The sequence below is a fragment of the Candidatus Blochmanniella pennsylvanica str. BPEN genome, from assembly GCF_000011745.1.
Classification (GTDB): Bacteria; Pseudomonadota; Gammaproteobacteria; order Enterobacterales; family Enterobacteriaceae; genus Blochmanniella; species Blochmanniella pennsylvanica.
This window is the reverse complement of sequence record NC_007292.1, coordinates 600,537-623,709: the sequence shown is the minus strand read 5'-3', so window position 1 is coordinate 623,709 and position 23,173 is coordinate 600,537. Positions and strand designations below refer to the sequence as shown.

Annotated in this window: 17 protein-coding genes and 2 tRNA genes; 15 read left to right on the top strand and 4 right to left on the bottom strand. The window is 31.6% G+C overall.

Translation table 11 applies throughout. The features are described from left to right. The first annotated feature begins 125 nt into the window (after nucleotides 1–125). Nucleotides 126–198, top strand: a tRNA-Ala gene (locus tag BPEN_RS02570). Between the two features lie 207 nt (nucleotides 199–405). Here the strand turns inward: BPEN_RS02570 and BPEN_RS02565 are convergent. After that, nucleotides 406–1,596: a NupC/NupG family nucleoside CNT transporter gene (locus tag BPEN_RS02565; RefSeq protein WP_011283043.1), complete on the bottom strand. Its 1,191-nt coding sequence runs from the start codon at nucleotides 1,594–1,596 to the stop codon at nucleotides 406–408. Between the two features lie 335 nt (nucleotides 1,597–1,931). Between BPEN_RS02565 and BPEN_RS02560 the strand changes: the two genes are divergently transcribed. Continuing rightward, complete coding sequence (locus BPEN_RS02560; protein WP_011283042.1) at nucleotides 1,932–3,167, top strand: Nramp family divalent metal transporter; 1,236 nt, start codon at nucleotides 1,932–1,934, stop codon at nucleotides 3,165–3,167. Nucleotides 3,168–3,586: 419 nt separating this feature from the next. Here the strand turns inward: BPEN_RS02560 and BPEN_RS02555 are convergent. From BPEN_RS02555 to prmB, 3 genes are all read right to left on the bottom strand, one after another. After that, nucleotides 3,587–3,658, bottom strand: a tRNA-Arg gene (locus BPEN_RS02555). Between the two features lie 308 nt (nucleotides 3,659–3,966). Further along, nucleotides 3,967–5,031 (bottom strand): chorismate synthase, encoded by a 1,065-nt coding sequence (aroC, locus tag BPEN_RS02550; RefSeq protein ID WP_011283041.1) that lies wholly within the window; start codon nucleotides 5,029–5,031, stop codon nucleotides 3,967–3,969. Between the two features lie 24 nt (nucleotides 5,032–5,055). After that, complete coding sequence (prmB, locus tag BPEN_RS02545; protein ID WP_011283040.1) at nucleotides 5,056–5,970, bottom strand: 50S ribosomal protein L3 N(5)-glutamine methyltransferase; 915 nt, start codon at nucleotides 5,968–5,970, stop codon at nucleotides 5,056–5,058. 804 nt (nucleotides 5,971–6,774) lie between these two features. On the opposite strand from prmB, the gene fabB reads away from it, so the two are divergent. From fabB to nuoI, 13 genes are all read left to right on the top strand, one after another. After that, entirely contained in the window at nucleotides 6,775–7,989 is a 1,215-nt protein-coding gene (gene fabB / locus BPEN_RS02540; protein WP_011283039.1) for a beta-ketoacyl-ACP synthase I, read from the top strand. A gap of 222 nt (nucleotides 7,990–8,211) precedes the next feature. Next, on the top strand, nucleotides 8,212–9,336 hold the full coding sequence (locus BPEN_RS02535; RefSeq protein WP_011283038.1) for a 4-phosphoerythronate dehydrogenase: 1,125 nt from the start codon (nucleotides 8,212–8,214) through the stop codon (nucleotides 9,334–9,336). A gap of 516 nt (nucleotides 9,337–9,852) precedes the next feature. Further along, nucleotides 9,853–10,638, top strand: coding sequence for a tRNA pseudouridine(38-40) synthase TruA (gene truA, locus BPEN_RS02530; RefSeq protein ID WP_011283037.1), 786 nt, complete (start codon nucleotides 9,853–9,855; stop codon nucleotides 10,636–10,638). 350 nt (nucleotides 10,639–10,988) lie between these two features. Further along, nucleotides 10,989–11,873 (top strand): acetyl-CoA carboxylase, carboxyltransferase subunit beta, encoded by an 885-nt coding sequence (gene accD / locus BPEN_RS02525; RefSeq protein WP_011283036.1) that lies wholly within the window; start codon nucleotides 10,989–10,991, stop codon nucleotides 11,871–11,873. A gap of 66 nt (nucleotides 11,874–11,939) precedes the next feature. Continuing rightward, nucleotides 11,940–13,214 (top strand): bifunctional tetrahydrofolate synthase/dihydrofolate synthase, encoded by a 1,275-nt coding sequence (gene folC / locus BPEN_RS02520; protein ID WP_011283035.1) that lies wholly within the window; start codon nucleotides 11,940–11,942, stop codon nucleotides 13,212–13,214. A gap of 730 nt (nucleotides 13,215–13,944) precedes the next feature. Then, nucleotides 13,945–14,319: an NADH-quinone oxidoreductase subunit A gene (gene ndhC / locus BPEN_RS02515; RefSeq protein ID WP_320408525.1), complete on the top strand. Its 375-nt coding sequence runs from the start codon at nucleotides 13,945–13,947 to the stop codon at nucleotides 14,317–14,319. Between the two features lie 5 nt (nucleotides 14,320–14,324). Then, nucleotides 14,325–15,035 carry a NuoB/complex I 20 kDa subunit family protein gene (locus BPEN_RS02510; RefSeq protein ID WP_011283033.1) on the top strand — a complete coding sequence of 237 codons (711 nt, stop codon included), beginning with the start codon at nucleotides 14,325–14,327 and terminating at the stop codon, nucleotides 15,033–15,035. A gap of 37 nt (nucleotides 15,036–15,072) precedes the next feature. Beyond that, nucleotides 15,073–16,863: an NADH-quinone oxidoreductase subunit C/D gene (gene nuoC, locus BPEN_RS02505; RefSeq protein WP_011283032.1), complete on the top strand. Its 1,791-nt coding sequence runs from the start codon at nucleotides 15,073–15,075 to the stop codon at nucleotides 16,861–16,863. A 13-nt stretch (nucleotides 16,864–16,876) separates the two neighbouring features. Next, nucleotides 16,877–17,398, top strand: coding sequence for an NADH-quinone oxidoreductase subunit NuoE (gene nuoE / locus BPEN_RS02500; protein WP_011283031.1), 522 nt, complete (start codon nucleotides 16,877–16,879; stop codon nucleotides 17,396–17,398). Then, nucleotides 17,395–18,726, top strand: a complete 1,332-nt coding sequence (gene nuoF / locus BPEN_RS02495; protein WP_011283030.1) for an NADH-quinone oxidoreductase subunit NuoF — start codon at nucleotides 17,395–17,397, stop codon at nucleotides 18,724–18,726. Before nuoE ends, nuoF begins: the two co-directional genes overlap by 4 nt. Nucleotides 18,727–18,842: 116 nt before the next feature. After that, nucleotides 18,843–21,602: an NADH-quinone oxidoreductase subunit NuoG gene (nuoG, locus tag BPEN_RS02490; protein WP_011283029.1), complete on the top strand. Its 2,760-nt coding sequence runs from the start codon at nucleotides 18,843–18,845 to the stop codon at nucleotides 21,600–21,602. After that, nucleotides 21,602–22,573, top strand: coding sequence for an NADH-quinone oxidoreductase subunit NuoH (gene nuoH / locus BPEN_RS02485; RefSeq protein ID WP_011283028.1), 972 nt, complete (start codon nucleotides 21,602–21,604; stop codon nucleotides 22,571–22,573). The genes nuoG and nuoH overlap by 1 nt, the downstream gene beginning before the upstream one ends. A gap of 27 nt (nucleotides 22,574–22,600) precedes the next feature. After that, entirely contained in the window at nucleotides 22,601–23,143 is a 543-nt protein-coding gene (gene nuoI / locus BPEN_RS02480; protein ID WP_015344732.1) for an NADH-quinone oxidoreductase subunit NuoI, read from the top strand. The last annotated feature ends 30 nt before the right edge of the window (nucleotides 23,144–23,173 follow it).

The window sequence follows — 23,173 nt, the reverse complement described above, 5'->3', positions numbered from 1 at the left end:
TATCATGTTAAGGTCATATCGGCTATAATATGGAGTTTTAATAGTTATTGTTATTCAATAAAAGCGCAAAAATATCATCGGGATTATTTTTTATATAAAACAGAGAAACAGAGGATATTTATAACGGGGCTGTAGCTCAACTGGGAGAGCGCTTGCATGGCATGCAAGAGGTTGGCGGTTCGATTCCGCTTAGCTCCATTTATTTTCTTTATATTATTATTATGATATTTTTTTTTAAATCACATAATATTAATGTATGCGTGTTTTTGTTTTTTGTTTTATGAGATTTATTTTGATTGTATTAATAAAAAATTATTTGCTATATGCAATCTAGATTATTAGAAGTTTTTATCTCTAAATAATATTAAATATCTTGATTTATCATTTAATAGTTAGCAATAATCATCATATAAGTAAACCAACTATTGAAGCAGATAGCATATTGATGAGCGTGGAGCTATATATTAGTTTAAATCCGAGATGTTGTGAAATCATATTACCTTGTGTTTTATTAAGTCCTTTAATAGCACCTGCAATAATACCAATAGATGAGAAATTAGAAAATGAAACCAAGAAAACTGATGTTATTCCTACAGTTTGAGGCGATAAATCACTAGAAATGTTTTGTAGGTTTATAATTGCAATAAATTCATTAGAAATTAATTTAGTTGCCATAATACTGCTGACTGGTAGTATTTCATCAGTAGGTATACCCATAATCCAAGCGCAAGGAAAAAAAATATATCCTAAAATTTCTTGTAAAGATGTATTAAATAATATTTTAAATGTGAAATTAAGAGCGGAAATGAGCGCGATAAACCCTATCAACATTGCAGCAACAGTAACAGCTATTTTGAATCCAATTAAAATATATTCTCCTATAATTTCAAAAATATTTTGATTATTGATGTAAAAATCGGTGATGTCTATATCTTTTTCTTTATCTACTACATAAGGATTCAGTAATGATAATATGATAAAAGCACTAAACATATTTAATATTAATGCCGCTACAACATATTTTGGAGCTAGCATGGTCATATAAGCACCAATTATGGAAAGAGACACTGTAGACATGGCAGTTGCCGCCATGGTATACATTCGTGGTGCAGGTATTTTTCCTATAATATTTTTATATACTATAAAATTTTCAGATTGCCCTAAGATCAATGAACTAACAGCATTAAAAGATTCTAACTTTCCCATGCCATTAATTTTGGATAAAATAGTTCCAATTATTCGAATAGAAAATACTAATATATGAGTATATTTTAAAATACCAATTAGCGCGGAAATAAAAATTATTGGACAAAGTATGTTTAAGAAAAAAGTAGCTAATCCCTGTGCGTGCATTCCTCCAAAGATAAAGTTTGTTCCTTCTGATGCAAAAATTAATAGTGTATCGAACAAAGTACATAATTTTCGTATGGAATTTGATCCTAATTGGGAATGTAAAATAAAATATCCAAATAAAATTTCTATTATTAATACTTGAAAAATAAAGCGTACACGAATTTTTTTTGGATTACTACTGACAATCAGTGACAGAATTACTATTGTAGTAAATCCTAAGACAAAATGAAAAATGCGAGACACAATCTTTACTCCAGCAATATTGCGCAGAAATTATTTGTATTATTCTATATAAAACAGAAATTCAATAAATTTATTTGTACATCTTGTAATTCATTAAAAACTCTATTTGTACGTTATAGCATCATAGTTGTTAGAAGATAATTAATGGATTTAAAAAAAATATAATTTAAAAAGTTAGCCTATGCTATACTTATTTGTATTCAAAAACGTAACTATATATAGTGAAATTAGATCTTCAAATTCGATCTCTAATTATATACCCATTATAGTACAATTACTTTATTTAATGTATATAAAATAAGCTCGAATAAGATGATTCTATAAGGATTATCAGTATGCTAAATGAGCAAGATTCAGTAACGGAACATCGTTCTAGAAGAAAAATCAAATTCGCGTTGCTTGGTCCTGCTTTTATAGCTGCTATTGGGTATATCGATCCTGGAAATTTTGCAACTAATATACAAGCTGGAGCTACTTTTGGTTATCAGTTACTGTGGGTTGTAGTATGGGCAAATATAATGGCTATGCTAATTCAATTACTTTCTGCAAAATTAGGTATTGCTACTGGTAAAAATTTGGCAGAACATATTCGAGATCAATTTCCAAGATCAGTGGTATGGATGTATTGGATTCAAGCTGAAATTATTGCTATGGCTACAGACTTAGCAGAATTTATTGGAGCTGCTATTGGATTTAAAATATTGCTCGGTATACCTTTATTACAAGGTGCATTATTAACGGGCTTGATTACTTTTTTAATTTTAACTTTACAAAGATACGGAAAAAAACCATTAGAATTTGTTGTGGGAGGTTTATTATTTTTTGTTGCAATTGCTTATGTTATTGAACTTTTTTATTCGAAACCTAAATTTATTATGTTAGGTATGAGCATGTTACTTCCAATACTTCCAAATAGAGAAGCAGTTTTTTTGTCAGCAGGGGTGTTAGGTGCTACAATTATGCCACATGTTATTTATTTACATTCTTCTCTTACTCAGGATGAGAGTAAGACCGCAAGTAGATCGGAGCGATATTCTTCTACGAAATTGGATGTCGCAATCGCAATGACTATTGCTGGCTTTGTAAATCTATCTATGATGGCTACTGCAGCGGCAGTGTTTCATTATGGTGGATATACTGGCATTTCTAATTTAGATGAAGCTTATTTAACATTGTCTCCTTTGTTAAATCATACTGCTGCTATAGTTTTCGGTTTAAGTTTAACAGCAGCTGGATTATCTTCAACAGTAGTAGGTACTTTGGCGGGTCAAGTGGTCATGCAAGGATTTGTTCGTTTTCATATTCCTTTGTTGTTGCGCCGTGTTATTACCATGCTGCCGTCATTTATAGTTATTTCTTTTGGAATTGATTCCACACGTATTTTAATAATGAGTCAAGTACTACTTAGTTTTGGAATTGCACTTGCGTTAATACCGTTGTTAGTATTTACTGGAAATGTTAAATTAATGAATGAATTAGTGAATTCTTTATGGATTAAATTGATTGGTTGGTTAATAACAATAGTGGTAATAATTTTGAATATATATTTATTAATTGGCATTATTATTTGATAAATAATACATTAATATAGGTGATTGCTTTAAAAATTTTCTGTTTTATCGCGTCTTGGTTCACTATGTATGTTTTCGTTATTATTAAAATTTGTTTTAATTTAATTAAATAAAATGTTTTATAGATTTATATGTAGAGGTAACCATTATTTATAAATTATTTTGTCTCTATTTTAGAAAAAATAGATAATTATTAATTATTTAATTTTTATAATTGTTTATATTTATGTGTTTATCACATAAGTATATCTTACTACTTACTATTATGTATTGTTGTATTTAATAGGCAGTTAGGGCATGGAAATGTCTATTTTAAAGTTTTAAATTTAATAGAAACAAGATTATTACACGGTACCGTATTGTACATGTATTTTAAGTGTATTTAACGTCGAGTTATATATGCTTATATAACTACTGTGTGTCTTCGACAGGAATCGAACCTGTAATTAGCCTTTAGGAGAGGCTCGTTATATCCTTTTAACTACGAAGACTTGTTGATCATATATTCAAATTGTTATTACATTCTAATAAACATCAATCCATATATGTTATTTGGCGTTTTTTGGATACTGTAAAATGATAGATGTCTTTATATATAAAAAAGATATGCATGGCATAGAACTGTTTTAAAATGTAAAATTTGTTAAAAAATAATTTTATTGATTTAATATACATGACATTATATCTACTTATGATTTGATTTTGCATGGATAATTGTAAAGATATTGATCGTGGTTTTTAGTTATACATACATGTATTTATTTTTTTAGTTTAATCCTATATTTAGTTTGGATTATTATTATATTTTTTCACATTGTGCGCGTTGTCTAAGTAGATGATCTATTACAACAATGGCGACCATAGCTTCTGCTATAGGTACTACTCTAATTCCTATGCAAGGATCATGTCGTCCTATAGTAACGACCTGTGTTTCTTCATTTTCACGTGTAATGGTTTTTCCTGGTACTGTTATGCTTGAGGTTGGTTTAATGGCTATATGCATGATTATTGGTTGACCATTGCTAATTCCGCCTAATATTCCTCCTGAATTATTGCTGTTAAATCCATCTAATGTCATTTCGTCTCGATGTTCGCTACCACGTTTAGTAATAACTGAAAATCCATCTCCAATTTCTACTCCTTTTACTGCATTAATACTCATCAATGCATGAGCTAAATCAGCATCAAGTCGATCGAATACAGGTTCACCTAAACCAATTGGTATATTTTCTGCTATTACTGTTATTTTTGCGCCAATAGAGTCTCCAGATTTTTGTAAATTATTTATTAATGTATCTAATGCAGTTAATTTTTCAAGATCAGGGCAAAAGAATGGATTGTTATTGACTTGTCGCCAATCTTTTAAATTACAATGAACATCGCCCATTTGTGCTAAGAATCCACGAATTTTTATATTTTTTTTATTAAACAGATATTTTTTAGCAACAGCTCCTGCTGCTACACGCACTGCTGTTTCACGTGCTGAAGAACGTCCTCCGCCTCGGTAATCTCTAAAACCGTATTTTTTTTCATAAGTATAATCAGCATGCCCAGGTCGGTATAGATTTTTTATTTTTTCGTAATCTTGAGGCCGATGATCAGTATTTTTAATGAGTAATCCTATACTAGTGCCCGTTGTTTTTCCATTAAAGACACCAGATAAAATTTCTACCGTATCTAATTCTGATCGCTGACTAGTATAGCGAGAAGAACCCGGACGTCTACGATCTAGATCGTATTGTAGATCTTTTTCTGTTAAAGGAAGACTTGGGGGTACTCCATCAATAATACCACCTAATGCAGATCCATGTGATTCTCCAAATGTTGTAACTCTAAAAAATTGCCCAATACTATTACCAGCCATTATTAAAATTTCCTTAATTGTTGACTATTCAGTGTTGTTAAAAGATAATAATTGCTTATAAGTTAACATAAATACACCTTCTCCTCCGTTAGAAAGACGCAACCAACGAAATGGTATATTTGGATAACGCTCTATTAATGCCATTTTAGTGCTACCTACTTCGCATATTAAAGTTCCATTTGTATTTAAATGATGTATAACGTTCATTAATATTTTTTGAATTATCTTTAATCCATCATTATCTGCAGATAATGATATCACAGGTTCATAATGAAATTCTTTCGGTAATTTATATATATCCGAATTCTTTACATAAGGAGGGTTAGTTATGATTAAATCGTATTTTAATTGCGGCAAATTGCTAAATAAATCGGAATGAATAGGGAAAACACGATGTTCTAAATTATATAGTTTTATATTATGTTCAGCTACTTTTAATGCATCGATAGAAATATCTACTGCATCTATTTCAGATTTTGGGTAAACTGTAGCAATTGCAACAGCGATACATCCGCTGCCAGTACCTATATCAAGAATACGATATGGGTAATAGGGTAATAGATCATTAAAACATGATGTAATTAGCTCTCCAATTGGAGAGCGAGGAATAAACACTCGTTTATCTACATAAAACTTTAAACCACAAAACCATGCTTGATAAGTTAAGTAAGGGACTGGTATGCGTTTATTGATGCGATAGTTAACTAACTTGATTATTTTAGAGCGCTCTCTTGAGGTTAAATGAGCTTGGTATATTTGGGTTGGAATATTTATAGGTAAATATAAACTAGGTAGTATTAAATGTAATGTTTCGTCCCAAAAATTATCAGTACCATGCCCATAAAAAATTGGGTTAGCATTAAATTGACTGCTACTCCAGCGTAATATGTCTAATATAGTATTAATTTCTGTCAGTGTTTCCTTAGTTGCGTTTTTCATAGATTGTAATTCCTGTGATTATATTCATATATAGATCTTATAAAGTTATTGTATTTGAAAGTGTAATTTGTTTTATAATTAAAAATTAAAGTATTATATTTTTGTAATTTATGCGCAGACATGTACATATGAGGATATTGGTGTTATTAGATAGTTGAATAAATGTATACCATGAGTATGGTTATCATATAATTACGTATTCGTGTTTATTGACTGTATATATAGATATTGTATATATGATTTTGTACTTTGTTGTAGTTATATGTTGATTATAATTTATTAAACTTACTAAATTATGCATATGCAATTCAATTGCATTGAATATGTTTTGTAATTAATACAACATTTTAATTTTAAATCACTACCAATTATAAATATATGTTTGTAGTGAGCTATAATTGTTGTGTTTATATTTTTCATAAATGTGTTACGATTTTTTTTGTTCTATGAGATGTAGTGCTATTTATTTTGAAACAGTATACTTTGATGATTAAATCACATTATATATAATTATATTGGTATGCGCTTGATACTGTCATATATTATAACGGTATAAATAATTATTAAATCGCAAAATAATACAGTTTTGTATGTTGAATTACAATTTAAGGGGATATGTCCTGAAGATCAGTAGAATATTCTTTTAAAATATTTATATAAGTAATGATTTGGTTTTTGAATTATTGAGTTCTTTCTTATGTTAATAATTTTTACCGTACGATTTAACATTTTAAGTAGATATGTTTAAGGTTTAGTACGATTTTGGTATTGCAAAACATTATTATCATGAGGTATATAAAAAAAATGAAACGCGCTGTTATCACTGGTTTAGGGATTATATCAAGTATTGGAAATAATCAGAATGAAGTTTTGGTTTCTTTAAAAAATGGTAGATCTGGAGTCACTTTTTCTCAAGAATTAAAAGAATCTGGCATGCGCAGTCATGTTTGGGGTAATATTAAACTGAATACATCTGGATTAATTGATCGTAAGATTGCTCGTTTTATGAGCGATGCATCTATTTATACTTATTTATCTATGGAACAGGCCATAATAGATTCTGGATTATCTACAGGTATGGTTTCTAATGATCAAACAGGATTGATTGTCGGGTCCGGAGGGGGATCTCCACGTAATCAAGTTTCTGGATCTAATGGAATGCGTTTGCGTGGTTTGAGAGGAGTGGGTCCTTATATGGTAACTAAATCTATGGCTTCAGGCGTATCAGCATGTTTGGCTACTTCTTTTAAAATTCGCGGGGTCAGTTATTCTATCAGTTCCGCTTGTTCTACATCTACACATTGTATCGGAAATGCGGTTGAATTAATTCAATCAGGAAAACAATCTATTATTTTTGCTGGAGGCGGAGAGGAATTATGTTGGGAAATGGCTTGTGAATTTGATGCTATGGGTGCATTATCTACGAAGTATAATACGACACCAGAGAGAGCATCTCGTCCTTATGACATTAATAGAGATGGATTCGTAATTGCGGGAGGTGGAGGGATAGTTGTAATAGAAGAGTTAACGCATGCTTTAAGTCGTGGAGCTTATATTTATGCAGAAATTGTTGGGTATGGAGCTACGTCTGATGGATGTGATATGGTTGCTCCTTCTGGAGAAGGAGCAATTCGATGTATGAAAATGGCATTAAGAAATGTTGGCGGTTCGATAGATTATCTTAATGTGCACGGTACATCAACTCAAATAGGTGATATTAAAGAAATTTGGGCTATCCGTGAAATTTTTGGTGATCAACATCCTTCTTTTTCTTCTACTAAGTCAATGACTGGGCATTCATTAGGAGCCGCTGGAGTTCATGAAACTATTTTTACTTTATTAATGTTAAAACATAATTTTATCGCTCCGAGTATTAATATTGATCATTTAGATCCATATATGAAAAATATGAGAATTATTATTAATAATCCTGTTTATCGTAAATTGAAAACAGCCATGACTAATAGTTTTGGGTTCGGGGGAACAAATGCTACATTAATTATGAGTAAATATTCCTGAATGTTTTGTTAATATTTTGGTTATATAAGGTTTTAGTGTCATACATTGTATTTTATGCGTATAAAATACAATGTATAGTTTTAAATGTGTATATTCAGGGCATTGAGGTTTAAACCGATATTATACTTGTATGATCGGGTATGACGAAATCATGCAATCGTGGTGAGTGGTTATTATGATTATTTTAATCTTTACATATAGTAATTTGTTTGGAGTGTTAATTTGAGAATTTTGGCTGATAAAAATATACCACATATTTTTAAATTATTTGGTCTACATAACACAGTGACAATTTGTGAAGGGCGTGGCATTTCTGCTAAAGATGTAAGAGATATTGATATTTTGATAGTACGTTCAGTGACAAAAGTTAATAAACTATTATTAGATGATAGTTCTGTAAAATTTGTGGGTACTGCAACCGCTGGAGTTGATCATATTGACCAAAATTATTTAAAAAAATATGGAATTAATTTTGTTTATGCTCCAGGAAACAATGCTGTAGCAGTAGTAGAATATGTTTTTTCAGCACTACTTTGGCTGGCACAGCGTGGTAGATTCTTTTTGCGTGACAAAATTGTTGGAATTGTGGGAGTAGGACATATTGGTAGTTTGTTGAATGAGAGATTACGTAACTTCGGTATACATACTTTGTTGTGCGATCCGCCATTAGAAAAAATAAACTCAAGTAAACCTTGGAAGTCTTTTGAAACATTAGTTGCTGAAGCAGATATTTTAACTTTTCACACTCCTTTAATTTATTATGGAGATTATCCTACATGGCATATGGTTGATATTGATGTGTTAGAGGCGTTGCCTTCTAATCGTATTTTAATTAATACTTGCCGAGGTTCTGTAATAGATAATAATGCCTTACTAAAAGTTTTAGAAAACGGTAAAAAATTAAACGTGATATTGGATGTATGGGAAACAGAGCCAGAATTATCTTTACCTCTTCTATCTTATGCGGATATAGGGACCCCTCATATTGCTGGATACTCTACTGAAAGCAAGACACGCAGCATTCTACAAATATATAATGCATATTGTAATTTTTTTAATATTTTTAATGTAATTAATTTATCTGCGTTAGATTCTCCTGTGATTTATTATTTAAGAGTTCAGAAAGAAATCGATGAAACGTTGTTACATAAATTAGTTAAATTTGTGTATAACATACAATATGATGACGTTATATTAAGACGATTTGCTGCTAAATCAGGAGGATTTGATAAGATACGTAAACACTATTTAGCTCGTAGAGAGTGGTCTTCATTACGCGTAGAAACATACATAGATTCTAATAATGAAATATTAACTAAGTTGGGTTTTAATGTATGTTGTGTGTAAAATTATATTTGCATATGTGTTGTATTGCGTCCATGTTTACTAGTTTTTGTATTATAATGTGCATATTGAGTGATTGAGTGGGTTATAACTGTATTTTTATGGTAAAGAGTTTTTTGTATACAAGCATTTTTAAGGATTATTGTTTGTATGTGTTGAACAGTGTTTTACGTGCGATTTATTATGAATGAGGTATATCTACTTTTATATATAGTAGATAAGAGTTTGTGTTTTTTGTTAATCAGAATGCCATGTAATGTAGTCTATTGATTTTTTTATTAACAGTTATTATGTACTGATTTTGAGATATTTTTATATTGCAGATATAGATTATGAACCATTGTGCTTTGTGGTTCCATTATCATTGAAGTTAATTAACTTGTATTGTGTGTGTATGTATTGTTTTTTTAATATAAAATATCAGTTATGTATCTTTATATTTAATTGGAACTCATGTAAACAGCATTAATCTCATATAGATTCATCATAATTAATATATTTAATAAAAGTTGTAGTGTAATGCAGAAATTAGCTTTAGGCATTGAATACGATGGGTCTTGGTACTGCGGTTGGCAAAGACAAAGAGATGCGCCTAGTATCCAGAGTTATATAGAAAATGCTATAAAAAAAATAACATCTGAATCAGTAACGGTATTTTGCGCGGGAAGAACCGATTCTGGAGTACACGCTTTGGGACAAGTTGTTCATTTTGAAACTTATTCTCGGCGCTCAAAATCAGCTTGGACATTGGGTATGAATCGTTATTTGCCGTCAAGTATTTGCGTGCGCTGGGCTAGGTTAGTAAATAAAGACTTTCATGCTCGATTTAGCGCCATTTCTCGTCGTTATTGTTATATTATTAATAATAATTGCATACGATCTGCTTTGTTATTTAGAAAAACTTGGCATTATAAAAAATATTTAGATATCAATAAAATGTGTGATGCTGCTCAGTATTTATTAGGAGAAAATGATTTCTCTTCGTTTCGTGCAGCAGGGTGTCAGTCATATTCAGCACGAAGAAAATTATATCATATACGTATAATACGTAAAGGTCAATGTATTGTGATAGATATTAAAGCTAACTCTTTTATGTATCGTATGGTACGAAATATTGTAGGTAGTTTAGTAAAAGTTGGTTGCGGGGAGCAACCAGAAAAATGGATTGCAGAGTTGTTAGAAAATTGTAATAGATCACTAGCTGGTGTAACAGCTCCAGCTAGTGGTCTATATTTGGTGGAAGTTAAATATCCTTCAGATTTTTCTATCCCTTCTTCTTTCATCGAAGAACTGTGGTGCGCATAAATATTTTGCATTTTGTATTACATTATTATCACATTTGCACATATTTCTTTCTGTGAATCTGTGTTCTAATGAGAAATGAATTACTTGTTTATAATCATTTTTATAAGATGTCTTCATGCGATTAAATTATTTTTAATATATTTCTCAAAATATGTATATGAAAATAATTATATATGGTATATATTTGATATACTGTATTACTATTAATGAGGCGGTAGTTTTATTAAGCTATATTTTTAATAATGGATTTATTTTTTATAAATAATTTGTGAACATGGAATTATTAATGTTTACAGTATCTGAATATATGTTAAGCATACTTAATTTCGTTAAGAATTTAAAGGTTAAAAATGAGTTGGATTGAACGAATTTTTAATAAAAGCACCATTATACCTACCCGAAAAATAGATATTCCCAAGGGAATATGGACTAAGTGTGATAATTGTGGTCAATTGTTATATAAAAAAGAGTTAGAACGTAATTTAGAAGTGTGCCCTAAATGCGATCATCATATGAGAATTGCAGCGAGGGTGCGTTTATTTTCTTTTTTAGATAAAGGAAGTACATCTGAATTAGGAAGTGAATTTGAACCCAAAGATGTTTTAAAGTTTAGAGATTCAAAAAGATATAAAGATCGTTTAATTTCAGCACAAAAAATAACAAAAGAAAAAGATGCATTGATAGTTATGCAGGGTACTTTATATGGCATGAAGATTGTTGCTGCTTCTTTTGAATTTGCTTTTATTGGCGGATCGATGTCTTCTGTAGTGGGAGCTCGTTTTGTGCATGCAGTAAATCAAGCCTTAAAAATTAAGTGTCCGTTAGTTTGTTTTACTGCAAGTGGTGGCGCTCGTATGCAAGAAGCTCTTATGTCTTTAATGCAAATGGCGAGAACTAGTGCCGCGTTAGCTAATTTACATGAACGATGTTTACCATATATTTCTGTTTTAACTAATCCTACTATGGGAGGAGTATCTGCTAGCTTAGCCATGTTAGGAGATCTGAATATTGCTGAGCCAAAAGCACTTATAGGATTTGCTGGACCTAGGATTATTGAGCAAACAGTTCGAGAAAAATTACCGTTGGGATTTCAACGTAGTGAATTTTTGCTGGAAAAAGGGTCGATTGATCTAATTATACGTAGACCAGATTTGCGATTTAAAGTAGCAGGGTTATTAGCCAAGTTAACTCAACAACCAATACCAAAAGTTGATTATAGACATTGTGTTGAATAGATATCTATATTTTTATTAATTTATATCCATGAAAAAATACTACAATAATTAAAATTGTTGTAAAATATGAATAAAATTTTTCATACTCCCCCCGAGCGATCATCTCTGGGAAAATGGCTGAATTATATTGAATCTTTAAGTCATGTATTAATTGATTTAAATCTCGATAGGGTACGAAAAATAGCTATTAATCTTGGTTTAATGCATCCTGCAGAGTATGTTATACTAGTTGGAGGTACAAATGGTAAGGGCACCACATGTTGTTTATTAGAAACTATTTTATTAAATAATAATAATACGGTTGGTTTATATACTTCTCCTCATCTACTTTCTTATAATGAACGGATTCGAGTGTGTGGAAAAGAGCTTCCAGATAGTATTCATATTGAAGCATTGTCTGTTATAGAGTCCGTGCGTCATCATATTGCATTAACTTATTTTGAATTTATTACTTTGTCTGCTTTGTATATATTTAAGCGAGCTAAATTAGATGTAGTAATTCTTGAAGTTGGATTAGGCGGTAGATTAGATGCAACAAATATTGTCAACCCTGATATTTCTGTAATTACTAATTTTGCAATAGATCATACTGATTTTTTAGGTATAAATCGTGATATGATTGCACAGGAAAAATCAGGTATTTTTCGTTTTAACAAACCAGCAGTAATTGGTGAAAGTTGTTTTCCAGTGATTGCGCGCAAAATGGCACAATATTGTGGAGCAATGTTGTTTGCGCGTGGGAGGGACTGGAATTTTCGTGTTTATGGAAATAAGTGGATTTGGTGGGAGTGCTCTAATGAGTATAAATTATTATATGATTTACCGTTACCTATAATTCCAATAGAAAATGCCGCTACAGCGTTAAGTGTATTATATTGGTTACCTTTTTTGGTGGATAAAACAGCAATAAGCTATGGGTTGCAAGTAGCTACGTTGCCAGGACGTTTTCAAATAGTTACTCGCAGACCAATTGCAATATTAGATGTAGGGCATAATCCTCATGCTGCTAATTATTTAACTAAACGATTACCTGTCCTTCTTAAAAGAAGGACAGGTAAAGTGAGAATGGTCATAGGAATGTTAAAAAATAAGGATATTCAAGGTACCATATATTGTTTAAGTCATTTGGTTGACGTCTGGTATTGTTCTGATTTAAATGTCCCGTTTTCTGCAAGTTCTGTAGAATTATCTGATTGTTTGTTGCATTGTAATGTTCAAATATTTAGTAATATATTAGATGCTTGGAATCAAGCTGTATTAGATGCATCATTTGATGATTGCATTTTAGTATTTGGATCTTTTCATGCTGTCAGTCCAATTATGAGAAATATAATGAAGTAGTTATAAATTTATATTTTTGTGTATATTCTGATCAGTGTTAGGAATATGATGGTCTTTGATATTTTTGTTATTAAATAGTTTACATTAATTATTTAATATTAATATAAGTAGAAAATAGAAAATTAAAAACTAAGGATCTTAGGTTGTTAGATGTTTTAGTTGTATAAAATTGTATGTGTTAAAAAATTTAACGCAAATTAATTAAATAAATTTAGATAAATTTTTTCTATATTTTGTGATTATTTATTTGGAAATTGCATTTTTGAGAGAATATTATCAATAGTATTCTGAATTTTAGTTAATTTAATTTAGATTTTATACTCATGATCGCTGTAATATATATTATATATGTTATATATAATATATATTCTGTGCAAGAACACACTGATTACTATATAGTATACAGAATCATATTGTCAACTGTGTTGTATAATGCAGTATGTGTGGGGTTTTTTATCATTTTTTAATTTTAACTTGTACTAAATTAAAATGGCTATGGTAAATAGTTTTATAGATTCATGAAATAAATTATTAAGTACGTCGGCATGAGTGCATTTTTAATGAAACGTGATAGTAAAAATTTGAATGTTTATGTTTTATAGTAGTTAAAATTATAATTTGATGTAAATGTAGTGTTTAATAATAAAAAAAGCAGGTATATAATTTGTGTGATATTTATCATTGGGGTTTAATAGCATTTATAGTTGGTATCTTATTTTTATGTGTTTTTATGTTGTCTTGTGGATATTTTCTGGGAGGATGTTCAAGTTCACGTTCTAAAAATGTGCCATTTGAATCGGGAATTAAATCTATAGGGAATGCTAGAATACAATTCTCTGTTAAATTTTACTTAATTGCGATGTTTTTTGTAATTTTTGATGTAGAAGGAATATATGTGTATGCTTGGGCTATATCTGTACGAGATGTAGGTTGGATAGGGTTTAGTGAGATCTTTATTTTTATTTTTATTTTATTAGTAAGTTTAATATATTTGATACGAATTGGTATGTTTGATTGGATAGAACAATCATCGCGACATGTCCATTGTGTAGATTTTTTTGATATTGATACTTCGAGATATTTAAAAAAAAGTAATAAAAGGTAGCAGATATGAAATATACTTTAACGACAGCTCGAACAGATAATAGTGAAGATGAGCAATATCCTCTTCAAGAAAAGAAGATTGTGACAGATCCGTTAGAAAAGAATATTCAGCGGAATGTTTTTTTTGGAAAATTAAGTGCTTTTTTACATAAAATTGTTAATTGGGGGCGAGGCAATTCTTTATGGCCTTATAATTTTGGATTATCCTGTTGTTATGTTGAAATGACTACCGCGTTCACTGCAATACATGATGTCGCACGGTTTGGTTCAGAAGTATTACGCGCCTCTCCTCGTCAAGCGGATTTTATGGTTATAGCGGGCACTCCGTTTCTTAAAATGGTGCCAGTAATACAACGATTATATGATCAAATGTTAGAGCCTAAGTGGGTGATCTCTATGGGGGCTTGCGCGAATTCTGGAGGTATGTATGATATTTATTCTGTGGTGCAAGGAGTAGATAAATTTCTTCCTGTGGACCTCTATATCCCTGGATGCCCACCTAGGCCTGAAGCGTATATTCAGGGGTTGTTATTATTAAAAAAGTCTATTAATGAAGAACGACGTCCACTTTCTTGGGTGTTGGGAGATCAAGGGATATATAGAAAAAATATGGAGTCAGAGCGTCAACGTAAACGTAATACTCGCATAGCAGAAACTGTTTTATCTTCTCCAGATGATGAACTTAATATATATTCAAAACAAAACGGTGAGGCATAATCAAGATTTTAAGAATTTTTGTGATAATTGTCATTAGTTGGTAGATATTATGTGTAATGATTCTACAGGTGTTTCTTTAGTTAAAAATATTTACCCGATATTAGATGATTTATTCTCCGTATTCAGTTCTGTAGATTTTGTGCTACAACCTACTCATACTGGAATTTTAATAATTTGGATTAAACGTGAGATGGTAATCCCGGTGTTGACATTTTTAAAAACAACATCAAAACCGTATATTATGTTATATGATTTGCATGGCATAGATGAAAGGTTGCGCATACATCGCGAAGGATTGCCAGAATCAGATTTTACAGTGTTTTATCATTTAATTTCCATATTACGTAATGATGATATAATAATAAAAGTTCCTTTGCTAGAGCAATCTCTATACATAGACACAGTAGTGTCTGTGTTTGCAAATGCGAATTGGTATGAACGGGAAACGTGGGAAATGTTTGGAATTCATTTTAATAAGCATCCTAATTTAACGCGTATAATTATGCCAAAAAACTGGAATGGATATCCGTTACGCAAAGAATATCCAGCTCGTGCTACAGAATTTAATCCTTTTATTCTTACGAAACAAAAGGAAGATTTGGCAATGGAAGGATTATTATTTAAACCCGAAGAATGGGGCATGCATAAACATAGTAAACATGAAAATTTTATGTTTCTTAATTTAGGACCTAATCATCCTTCAGTGCATGGAGTATTTCGTATTATTTTACAATTAAATGGAGAAGAAATTATAGATTGTGTTCCAGATATTGGTTATCATCATCGAGGTGCTGAAAAAATGGGAGAACGACAAACTTGGCATAGTTACATTCCTTATACTGATCGCATTGAATATTTAGGGGGCTGTGTCAATGAAATGCCCTATATTTTAGCTGTTGAAAAACTTGCTGGAATTACAGTACCGGATAGAGTAAAAGTGATCCGCATTATGTTGTCTGAATTATTTAGAATTAATAGCCATTTGTTGTATATTAGTACTTATTTACAAGATGTAGGTGCTATGTCTCCAGTTTTTTTAGCGTTCACTGACAGACAGAAGATTTATGATGTTATTGAATCAATTACCGGATCTCGTATGCATCCTGCATGGTTTCGTATTGGAGGGGTTGCTCATGATTTGCCTAGAGGTTGGGAGTGTTTATTGAGAAAATGTCTTGACTGGATTCCACATCGCGTTTCTTTTTATGTTAAATCAACATTAGAAAACAGTATATTTAAAAAACGAGCGTGTGGCATTGGCGCATATAATGCCAAGGATGCATTAGATTGGGGAGTAACTGGAGCAGGATTGCGTGCTACCGGCATTGAATTTGATATACGTAAGTCACGTCCTTATTCTGGATATGAAAATTTTGATTTCGATGTACCAATAGGAAATGGAATCAGCGATTCTTACAGCCGAGTAATGTTAAAAGTAGAAGAAATATATCAAAGTGTACGTATTTTGGAACAATGTTTGCAGAACATGCCAATAGGCCCATTTAAATCAGATCACCCTTTAGCAACTCCTCCTATGAAAGAATACGCCCTACAACATATAGAGACTCTTATTACTCATTTTCTGCAAGTATCATGGGGTCCTGTTATTCCGGCTAATGAGTCCTTTCAAATGATTGAAGCCACAAAAGGTATTAATAGTTATTATTTAATTAGTGATGGGAATACTATGAGTTATCGTACTCGTATTCGTACTCCTAGTTTTCCTCATCTACAGCAGATTCCACATGTTATTCGTGGTAGTTTAATATCTGATTTAATTGTGTATTTAGGTAGTATTGATTTTGTTATGTCTGATGTAGATCGTTAATAAATGGAGAAATATGAGTAATATTAAAATTAATGATATGTCCACTAGTTTAACTAGTAATGGTTTTTTTCAATTAAGTCAAGAAGAATGTAATGCTATTCAAGAAGAATGTACACATTATGAAGATATGCGCGCGGTTTCTATTGAAGCGTTAAAAATTATTCAAAAAAATCATGGGTGGGTACCAGATGAAGCAATTATATTGATTGCTAAAATATTATGTATTTCTGCCGCTGATCTAGAAGGTGTCGCAACATTTTATAATCAAATTTTTCGTCAACCGGTAGGTCGTCATATCATTAGGTATTGTGATAGCGCGGTATGCTACTTGGTTGGGTGTGAAAAAATCAAAAACACTTTAACATATCTGTTGAATATTACAGTGGGTAGCACAACTTCAGATAATCGCTTTACCTTATTGCCTACTTGTTGTTTAGGTATTTGCGACAAAGCTCCAGTCATTATGATAGACAAAGATATTTATCCTTATATAGTTCCGGAAACAATTACAAAATTGTTAGGACAGTATTTATGAGCAATACTTATGATGTTAGTGCAGAAAATAATCCACTTACATGGAGAATGCGTGACGATAAACAACCAGTATGGTTGCATGAATATAAATCTAAAAATGGGTATCGAGCTGCGTATAAAGCAATTACTCAAATGTCTCCAGAAGAGATTATTGAATTAGTTAGAAATTCAGGTTTAAGAGGTCGTGGAGGTGGGGGTTTTTTTACTGGAATAAAATGGTCTATGATGTCTCAAAGTAAGTCAGTCTGCTCTCGTTATTTAGTGTGTAATGCAGACGAAATGGAGCCAGGAACTTATAAAGATCGATTTTTAATGGAACGATTGCCTCATTTATTATTAGAAGGTATATTAATTTCAAGTTATGCTTTAGGAGCGTCACGAGCGTATATTTTTTTGAGATATGAATACATAATCGTTGCGAAATATTTAACTCGTGCTATAGCCGAGATTAAATCAATTGGATTGATTGGTAAAAACATATTGAATAGTGAGTTTAATTTTGAGTTATTCTTGCATACAGGAGCTGGAAGATATATTTGTGGAGAAGAAACAGCGTTGATTAACGCTTTAGAAGGGCGTCGAGCAGTGCCGCGTGCTAAACCACCTTTTCCAAGTCATGTAGGATTGTGGGGAAAACCTACATGTGTCAATAATGTTGAGACGTTATGCAATATTCCAGGAATTATTGAGCATGGGACCACTTGGTATCGGAATATTTCTTCTAAAAAAAGTAATGATTCAGGTACAAAATTAATGGGATTTTCTGGTCGAGTTAAAAACCCAGGGGTTTGGGAGCTACCTTTTGGTACGACTGCTAGAGAAATTTTAGAAGATTATTCTCGAGGCATGTGTCCTGGTTTTAGTTTAAAAGCATGGCAACCTGGGGGTGTAAGTACAGATTTTTTAACTACAGATCATTTAGATACACCTATGGATTTTGATAAAATTGCTATTTCTGGTAGTAGATTTGGAACTGGTATGGCAATAGCGATAGATAATACTGTAAATATGGTGTCTTTAGTGCGTAATTTAGAAGAGTTTTTTTCAAGAGAATCTTGTGGTTGGTGTACTCCTTGTAGAGATGGGTTACCGTGGATAGTAAAATTGTTGATTTCTTTGGAAAATAAAGACGGCAGACCTGGAGACATAGAATTATTAGAGAAATTGTGTTGTGTACTCGGACCTGGAAGGACTTTTTGCGCTCACGCCCCAGGAGCTATAGAACCTTTGAAAAGTGCTTTAAAATATTTTAAAAATGAATTTGAATTGGGTATTCATGAATTTTATAAACAGGAACCGAATCGTATTATTTGTGTGCAAATTAATTAAAAAACTTTTTATCAAAAAAAATAAATATAATCATTTATATGATTAACATAAATAATATACATTGATGATTTTTAAACTTTTTCAGGCACCAAAAAATATAAAATTGGTATATTAAAATGATGATTTCTATTTATATAGAAGGGAAAAAGTATACAGTGGAAGATTCAAAAAATATACTGGAAACATGTTTGTCTCTTGGATTCGATATTCCTTATTTTTGTTGGCATCCTGCTTTGGGTAGTGTTGGAGCGTGCAGGCAATGCGCAGTAAAACAACAATATTTTAGTAACACAATAAAAGATACAAAAAGTCATTTGGTGATGTCTTGCATGACACCAGTATCAGATGGTAGTTCTATTATTATTTTTGATGATGAGGTAGAAGAATTTAGAAAAAATATATTGGAGTTGTTAATGATTAATCATCCTCATGATTGTCCAATATGCGAGGAAGGAGGTAATTGTCATCTTCAAGATATGACAGCAATGGTTGGACAAACATATCGTCGTTATAGGTTTAATAAGCGTACACATTATAATCAATATTTGGGACCGTTTATTGGGCATGAAATGAATAGGTGTATTACTTGTTATCGTTGCATACGTTATTATAATGATTACGCCGGCGGTGATGATTTAGGGGTATTCGGGGTACATGATAACATTTATTTTGGACGAGTACAGGATGGTATGTTACGAAGTGAGTTTTCTGGAAATTTAATAGAGATATGCCCTACTGGAGTGTTTACTGATAAGACACAGACACAAAATTATACCCGTAAATGGGATATGATTTTTGCGCCGAGTATCTGTCAACAATGTAGCGTTGGATGTAATATTATTGTAGGTGAGCGTTACGGAAAGTTGTGTCGTGTTGAAAATCGCTATAATGGCAATATTAATGGTTATTTTTTGTGTGATCGTGGTCGATTTGGATGTGACTACGTTAATATTGATAATAGACCTAAAGTTCCATCAAATAAGCAAGGTGATAATTGGGTTGTGTTGAATGAAAGACAAGCAATACAAGAGGCTACTAATGGATTAAAATATAATTGTAACAGGATAATTGGTATTGGATCTTCTCGCGCCAGTATGGAAAGCAATTTTTCTTTATTAAAATTGGTAGGACCAGATAATTTTTATAATGGGATTAATAATCTTGAACAAGAGCGATTATTATTAATAATTGAAATACTGTGTAATAGTGGTATTCAAGTTCCGTCGTTACATGAAGTGGAAAGTTATGATACAGTATTAATATTAGGAGAGGATTTAACTCAAACTGGAGCACGAGTAGCACTGTCGATACGTCAGGCAGTTAAAGGGAAAGCTCGTAAAGACGCAGAGGCTCAAGGAATTTTTGATTGGCAATCAGCGGCTATTATAAATAACGCTCAAGGTATTAAAAATAATATATTGATAACTGGGGTTGACAAGACTAAATTAGACGATGTTGCTATATTAACATATTATGATTCAGTACAGAATCAAGCACGGTTTGGTTTTGCTATTGCTCACGTGTTAGATCATACTGCTCCCGAGGTTAAAGATTTTGATTCTAAACTGAATGAGAAATTAGATATAGTTGTACAAAAATTAATGGAAGCGCACAAGCCATTAATTATTTCAGGAAGTAGTGCAGGTAGTAAAGAGTTAATTGCTGCAGCGGCAAATATTGCTCGTGCTTTAAAAAATCGAGGGAGTGAGGTTGGAATTACTTTTATCGTAGGAGAAGTAAATAGCATAGGTTTGGTAATGTTAGGTAAAAAAAGTCTCGATGCTGCTCTTATAGATATTTGTAGTACTAATACTTCATCCGTTGGTTTAATTGTCTTAGAAAGTGATTTATATCGTCATGCACAGGCAAATCAAGTTGATGTTGCTTTAAACAAGGTTAATTATTTAATTGTATTAGATCATCAATATACTCTGATTCAAAAGAAGGCAAATTTAGTTTTACCAGTTTCTAGTTTTGTTGAAAGCGATGGTACTGTGATTAATTACGAAGGGCGTGCACAAAGGTTTTTTCGCTTATATAAGCCACAAAGTTATGAAAAAAATACAGTTATTTTAGAAAGTTGGAGATGGTTATATTTGATACATGATTGCTATATAAATTATATTAGAAAAAAAAATTTGCATATTGATCAGATTATAGATGCTATTGTTTATTATTTTCCAAAATTAATTGGAATTAAACAGACATCTCCGGACGCATCTTTTCGTATATATGGACAAAAATTAGCTCGTGCACCGCATCGTTATAGTGGACGTACAGCGATATATGCTAATGTTGATGTACACGAACCCTGTATATCACAAGATGATGATACGATGTTTTCTTTTTCTATGGAAGGTAATCATAATGTTCAATCTTTTCATAAACAAGTGGCGTTTGCATGGGCTCCGGGATGGAATTCTCCGCAAGCATGGAATAAATTTCAAGATAAAGTAGGTGGGAATTTGCATTCTGGTAATCCGGGAATACGTGTATTACATTCTGACAATGGTGCGACATTGAATTGGTTTAATATGATTCCTCAATCTTTTAAAATTATGAAAAATATTGATCGGTGGTTGATAGTACCTTATTGGCATTTATTTGGCAGTGAAGAAACCTCTCAGCGATCCAAGTGTATTCAAGATTGTATGCCAAATCCTTATGCAATGATCAATCAATTAGATGCGTTGCAACTAAAAATACAAAAAAATATGTTGCTTAAATTTACATGTGCTGAGCAAATTTTATGCTTACCGATCAAATTTAGTAGTAATTTACCTACAGGCCATATTGGATTACCTTTAGGTTTTCCAGATATTCCTTTATTTTTATCTGGTATGTATGCACAAGATGTTCAAGGAGTATTATTGTGATGTTTGGTTCGTCAGAAATTGTTACGAAACATTGTGTTTCCGAAATTTTTCATGCGGTAATTATTTTGTTAGTGGTAGTCGCTTGTGGTGCATACATGAGTTTTTTAGAACGCAGATTATTGGCGTTGTTTCAAAATCGTTATGGTCCTAATAGAGTAGGTTGGCATGGTTCATTACAATTATGCGCTGATTTAATTAAAGTTATGTTCAAGGAGGATTGGATCCCTCCATTTTCTGATCGTATTGTATTTGTTTTGGCCCCAGTGATAGCTTTTATTTCATCATTAATGAGTATATTGATTATTCCTTTTACGCCTACATGGATAATATGGGATTGTAATATTGGTATATTATTCTTTCTTATGATGTCAGGATTGACGGTTTATTCAGTGTTGCTTGCGGGTTGGGCAAGTAACAATAAATATGCTTTAATTGGAGCTGTGCGTGCTGCAGCGCAAACTCTTAGTTATGAGGTGTTTTTAGGTTTATCTATAATGGGTGTAGTTGCTAAATCTGGATCGTTTAATTTAAAAATTATAGTTGAAGATCAGTTATATCTGTGGAATGTAATTCCTCAGTTTGTAGGATTTATTACTTTTTTTTTAGCTGGCATGGCTTTGTGTCATAGACATCCATTTGATCAACCAGAATCAGAACAAGAGTTGGCAGATGGTTATCATATTGAATATTCCGGTATTAAATTTAGTTTATTTTTTATTTCTGGATATATCAATATGATTGTCATTGCTTCATTCATTGTAACACTATTTTTTGGGGGGTGGCAAGGACCTTGGTTTCCTCCTATGATTTTGTTTATTACTAAAACTTTTTTATTGTTGATAGTGTTTATATTGATACGTGCGGCCTTACCACGTCCACGTTATGATCAAGTTATGTTGATAGGTTGGAAAATTTGTTTACCAATGACGTTGTTTAATTTATTAAGTACTGCTGTTGTTATTTTATTATAATTATTAATATAGGTTAAATATATTATGATGAAGTTAAAAAAGGTTTTTATAGATATTGGTTCTATATTACGTAGTATTTGGATGATAGGAATGCAAGCATTTAGTAAACGTGAAACTCGGATGTATCCTGAAGTTCCGTATATTCCATCACCTAGATATCGTGGTCGTATCGTATTGACTCGAGACTCTTCAGGTCGAGAACGTTGTGTAGCTTGTAATTTATGCGCTGTAGCTTGTCCAGTAGGGTGTATTTCTTTGAAAAAAGGAGAATCTACAGATGGTCGGTGGTATCCAAAATTTTTTAGAATCAATTTTTCTAGATGTATTTTTTGTGGTATGTGTGAAGAGGCATGCCCAACAGCAGCTATTCAATTAACTCCAGATTTTGAAATGAGTGATTTTAAAAGACATGATTTAGTGTATGAAAAGTCTGATTTATTAATATCGGGTCCTGGAAAATATTTAGAGTATGATTTTTATCAATTTTCTGGTAAGGAAATATTAGATAAAAAAAAGGGGGACGCGATAAAAGAATCAAAGCCTATAAATGTTAAAAACATATTGCCCTAATTTTGAAGTGATGGTTAATGAGAGGAGTGT

What these genes read in the sequence shown, in the direction of transcription:
- BPEN_RS02560 (WP_011283042.1), top strand. Translation starts at nt 1,932, where the DNA reads ATGCTAAATGAGCAAGATTCAGTAACGGAACATCGTTCTAGAAGAAAA.
- aroC (WP_011283041.1), bottom strand. Translation starts at nt 5,031, where the DNA reads ATGGCTGGTAATAGTATTGGGCAATTTTTTAGAGTTACAACATTTGGA.
- prmB (WP_011283040.1), bottom strand. Translation starts at nt 5,970, where the DNA reads ATGAAAAACGCAACTAAGGAAACACTGACAGAAATTAATACTATATTA.
- fabB (WP_011283039.1), top strand. Translation starts at nt 6,775, where the DNA reads ATGAAACGCGCTGTTATCACTGGTTTAGGGATTATATCAAGTATTGGA.
- truA (WP_011283037.1), top strand. Translation starts at nt 9,853, where the DNA reads ATGCAGAAATTAGCTTTAGGCATTGAATACGATGGGTCTTGGTACTGC.
- accD (WP_011283036.1), top strand. Translation starts at nt 10,989, where the DNA reads ATGAGTTGGATTGAACGAATTTTTAATAAAAGCACCATTATACCTACC.
- folC (WP_011283035.1), top strand. Translation starts at nt 11,940, where the DNA reads ATGAATAAAATTTTTCATACTCCCCCCGAGCGATCATCTCTGGGAAAA.
- ndhC (WP_320408525.1), top strand. Translation starts at nt 13,945, where the DNA reads ATGTTGTCTTGTGGATATTTTCTGGGAGGATGTTCAAGTTCACGTTCT.
- BPEN_RS02510 (WP_011283033.1), top strand. Translation starts at nt 14,325, where the DNA reads ATGAAATATACTTTAACGACAGCTCGAACAGATAATAGTGAAGATGAG.
- nuoE (WP_011283031.1), top strand. Translation starts at nt 16,877, where the DNA reads ATGAGTAATATTAAAATTAATGATATGTCCACTAGTTTAACTAGTAAT.
- nuoF (WP_011283030.1), top strand. Translation starts at nt 17,395, where the DNA reads ATGAGCAATACTTATGATGTTAGTGCAGAAAATAATCCACTTACATGG.
- nuoG (WP_011283029.1), top strand. Translation starts at nt 18,843, where the DNA reads ATGATGATTTCTATTTATATAGAAGGGAAAAAGTATACAGTGGAAGAT.
- nuoH (WP_011283028.1), top strand. Translation starts at nt 21,602, where the DNA reads ATGTTTGGTTCGTCAGAAATTGTTACGAAACATTGTGTTTCCGAAATT.
- nuoI (WP_015344732.1), top strand. Translation starts at nt 22,601, where the DNA reads ATGAAGTTAAAAAAGGTTTTTATAGATATTGGTTCTATATTACGTAGT.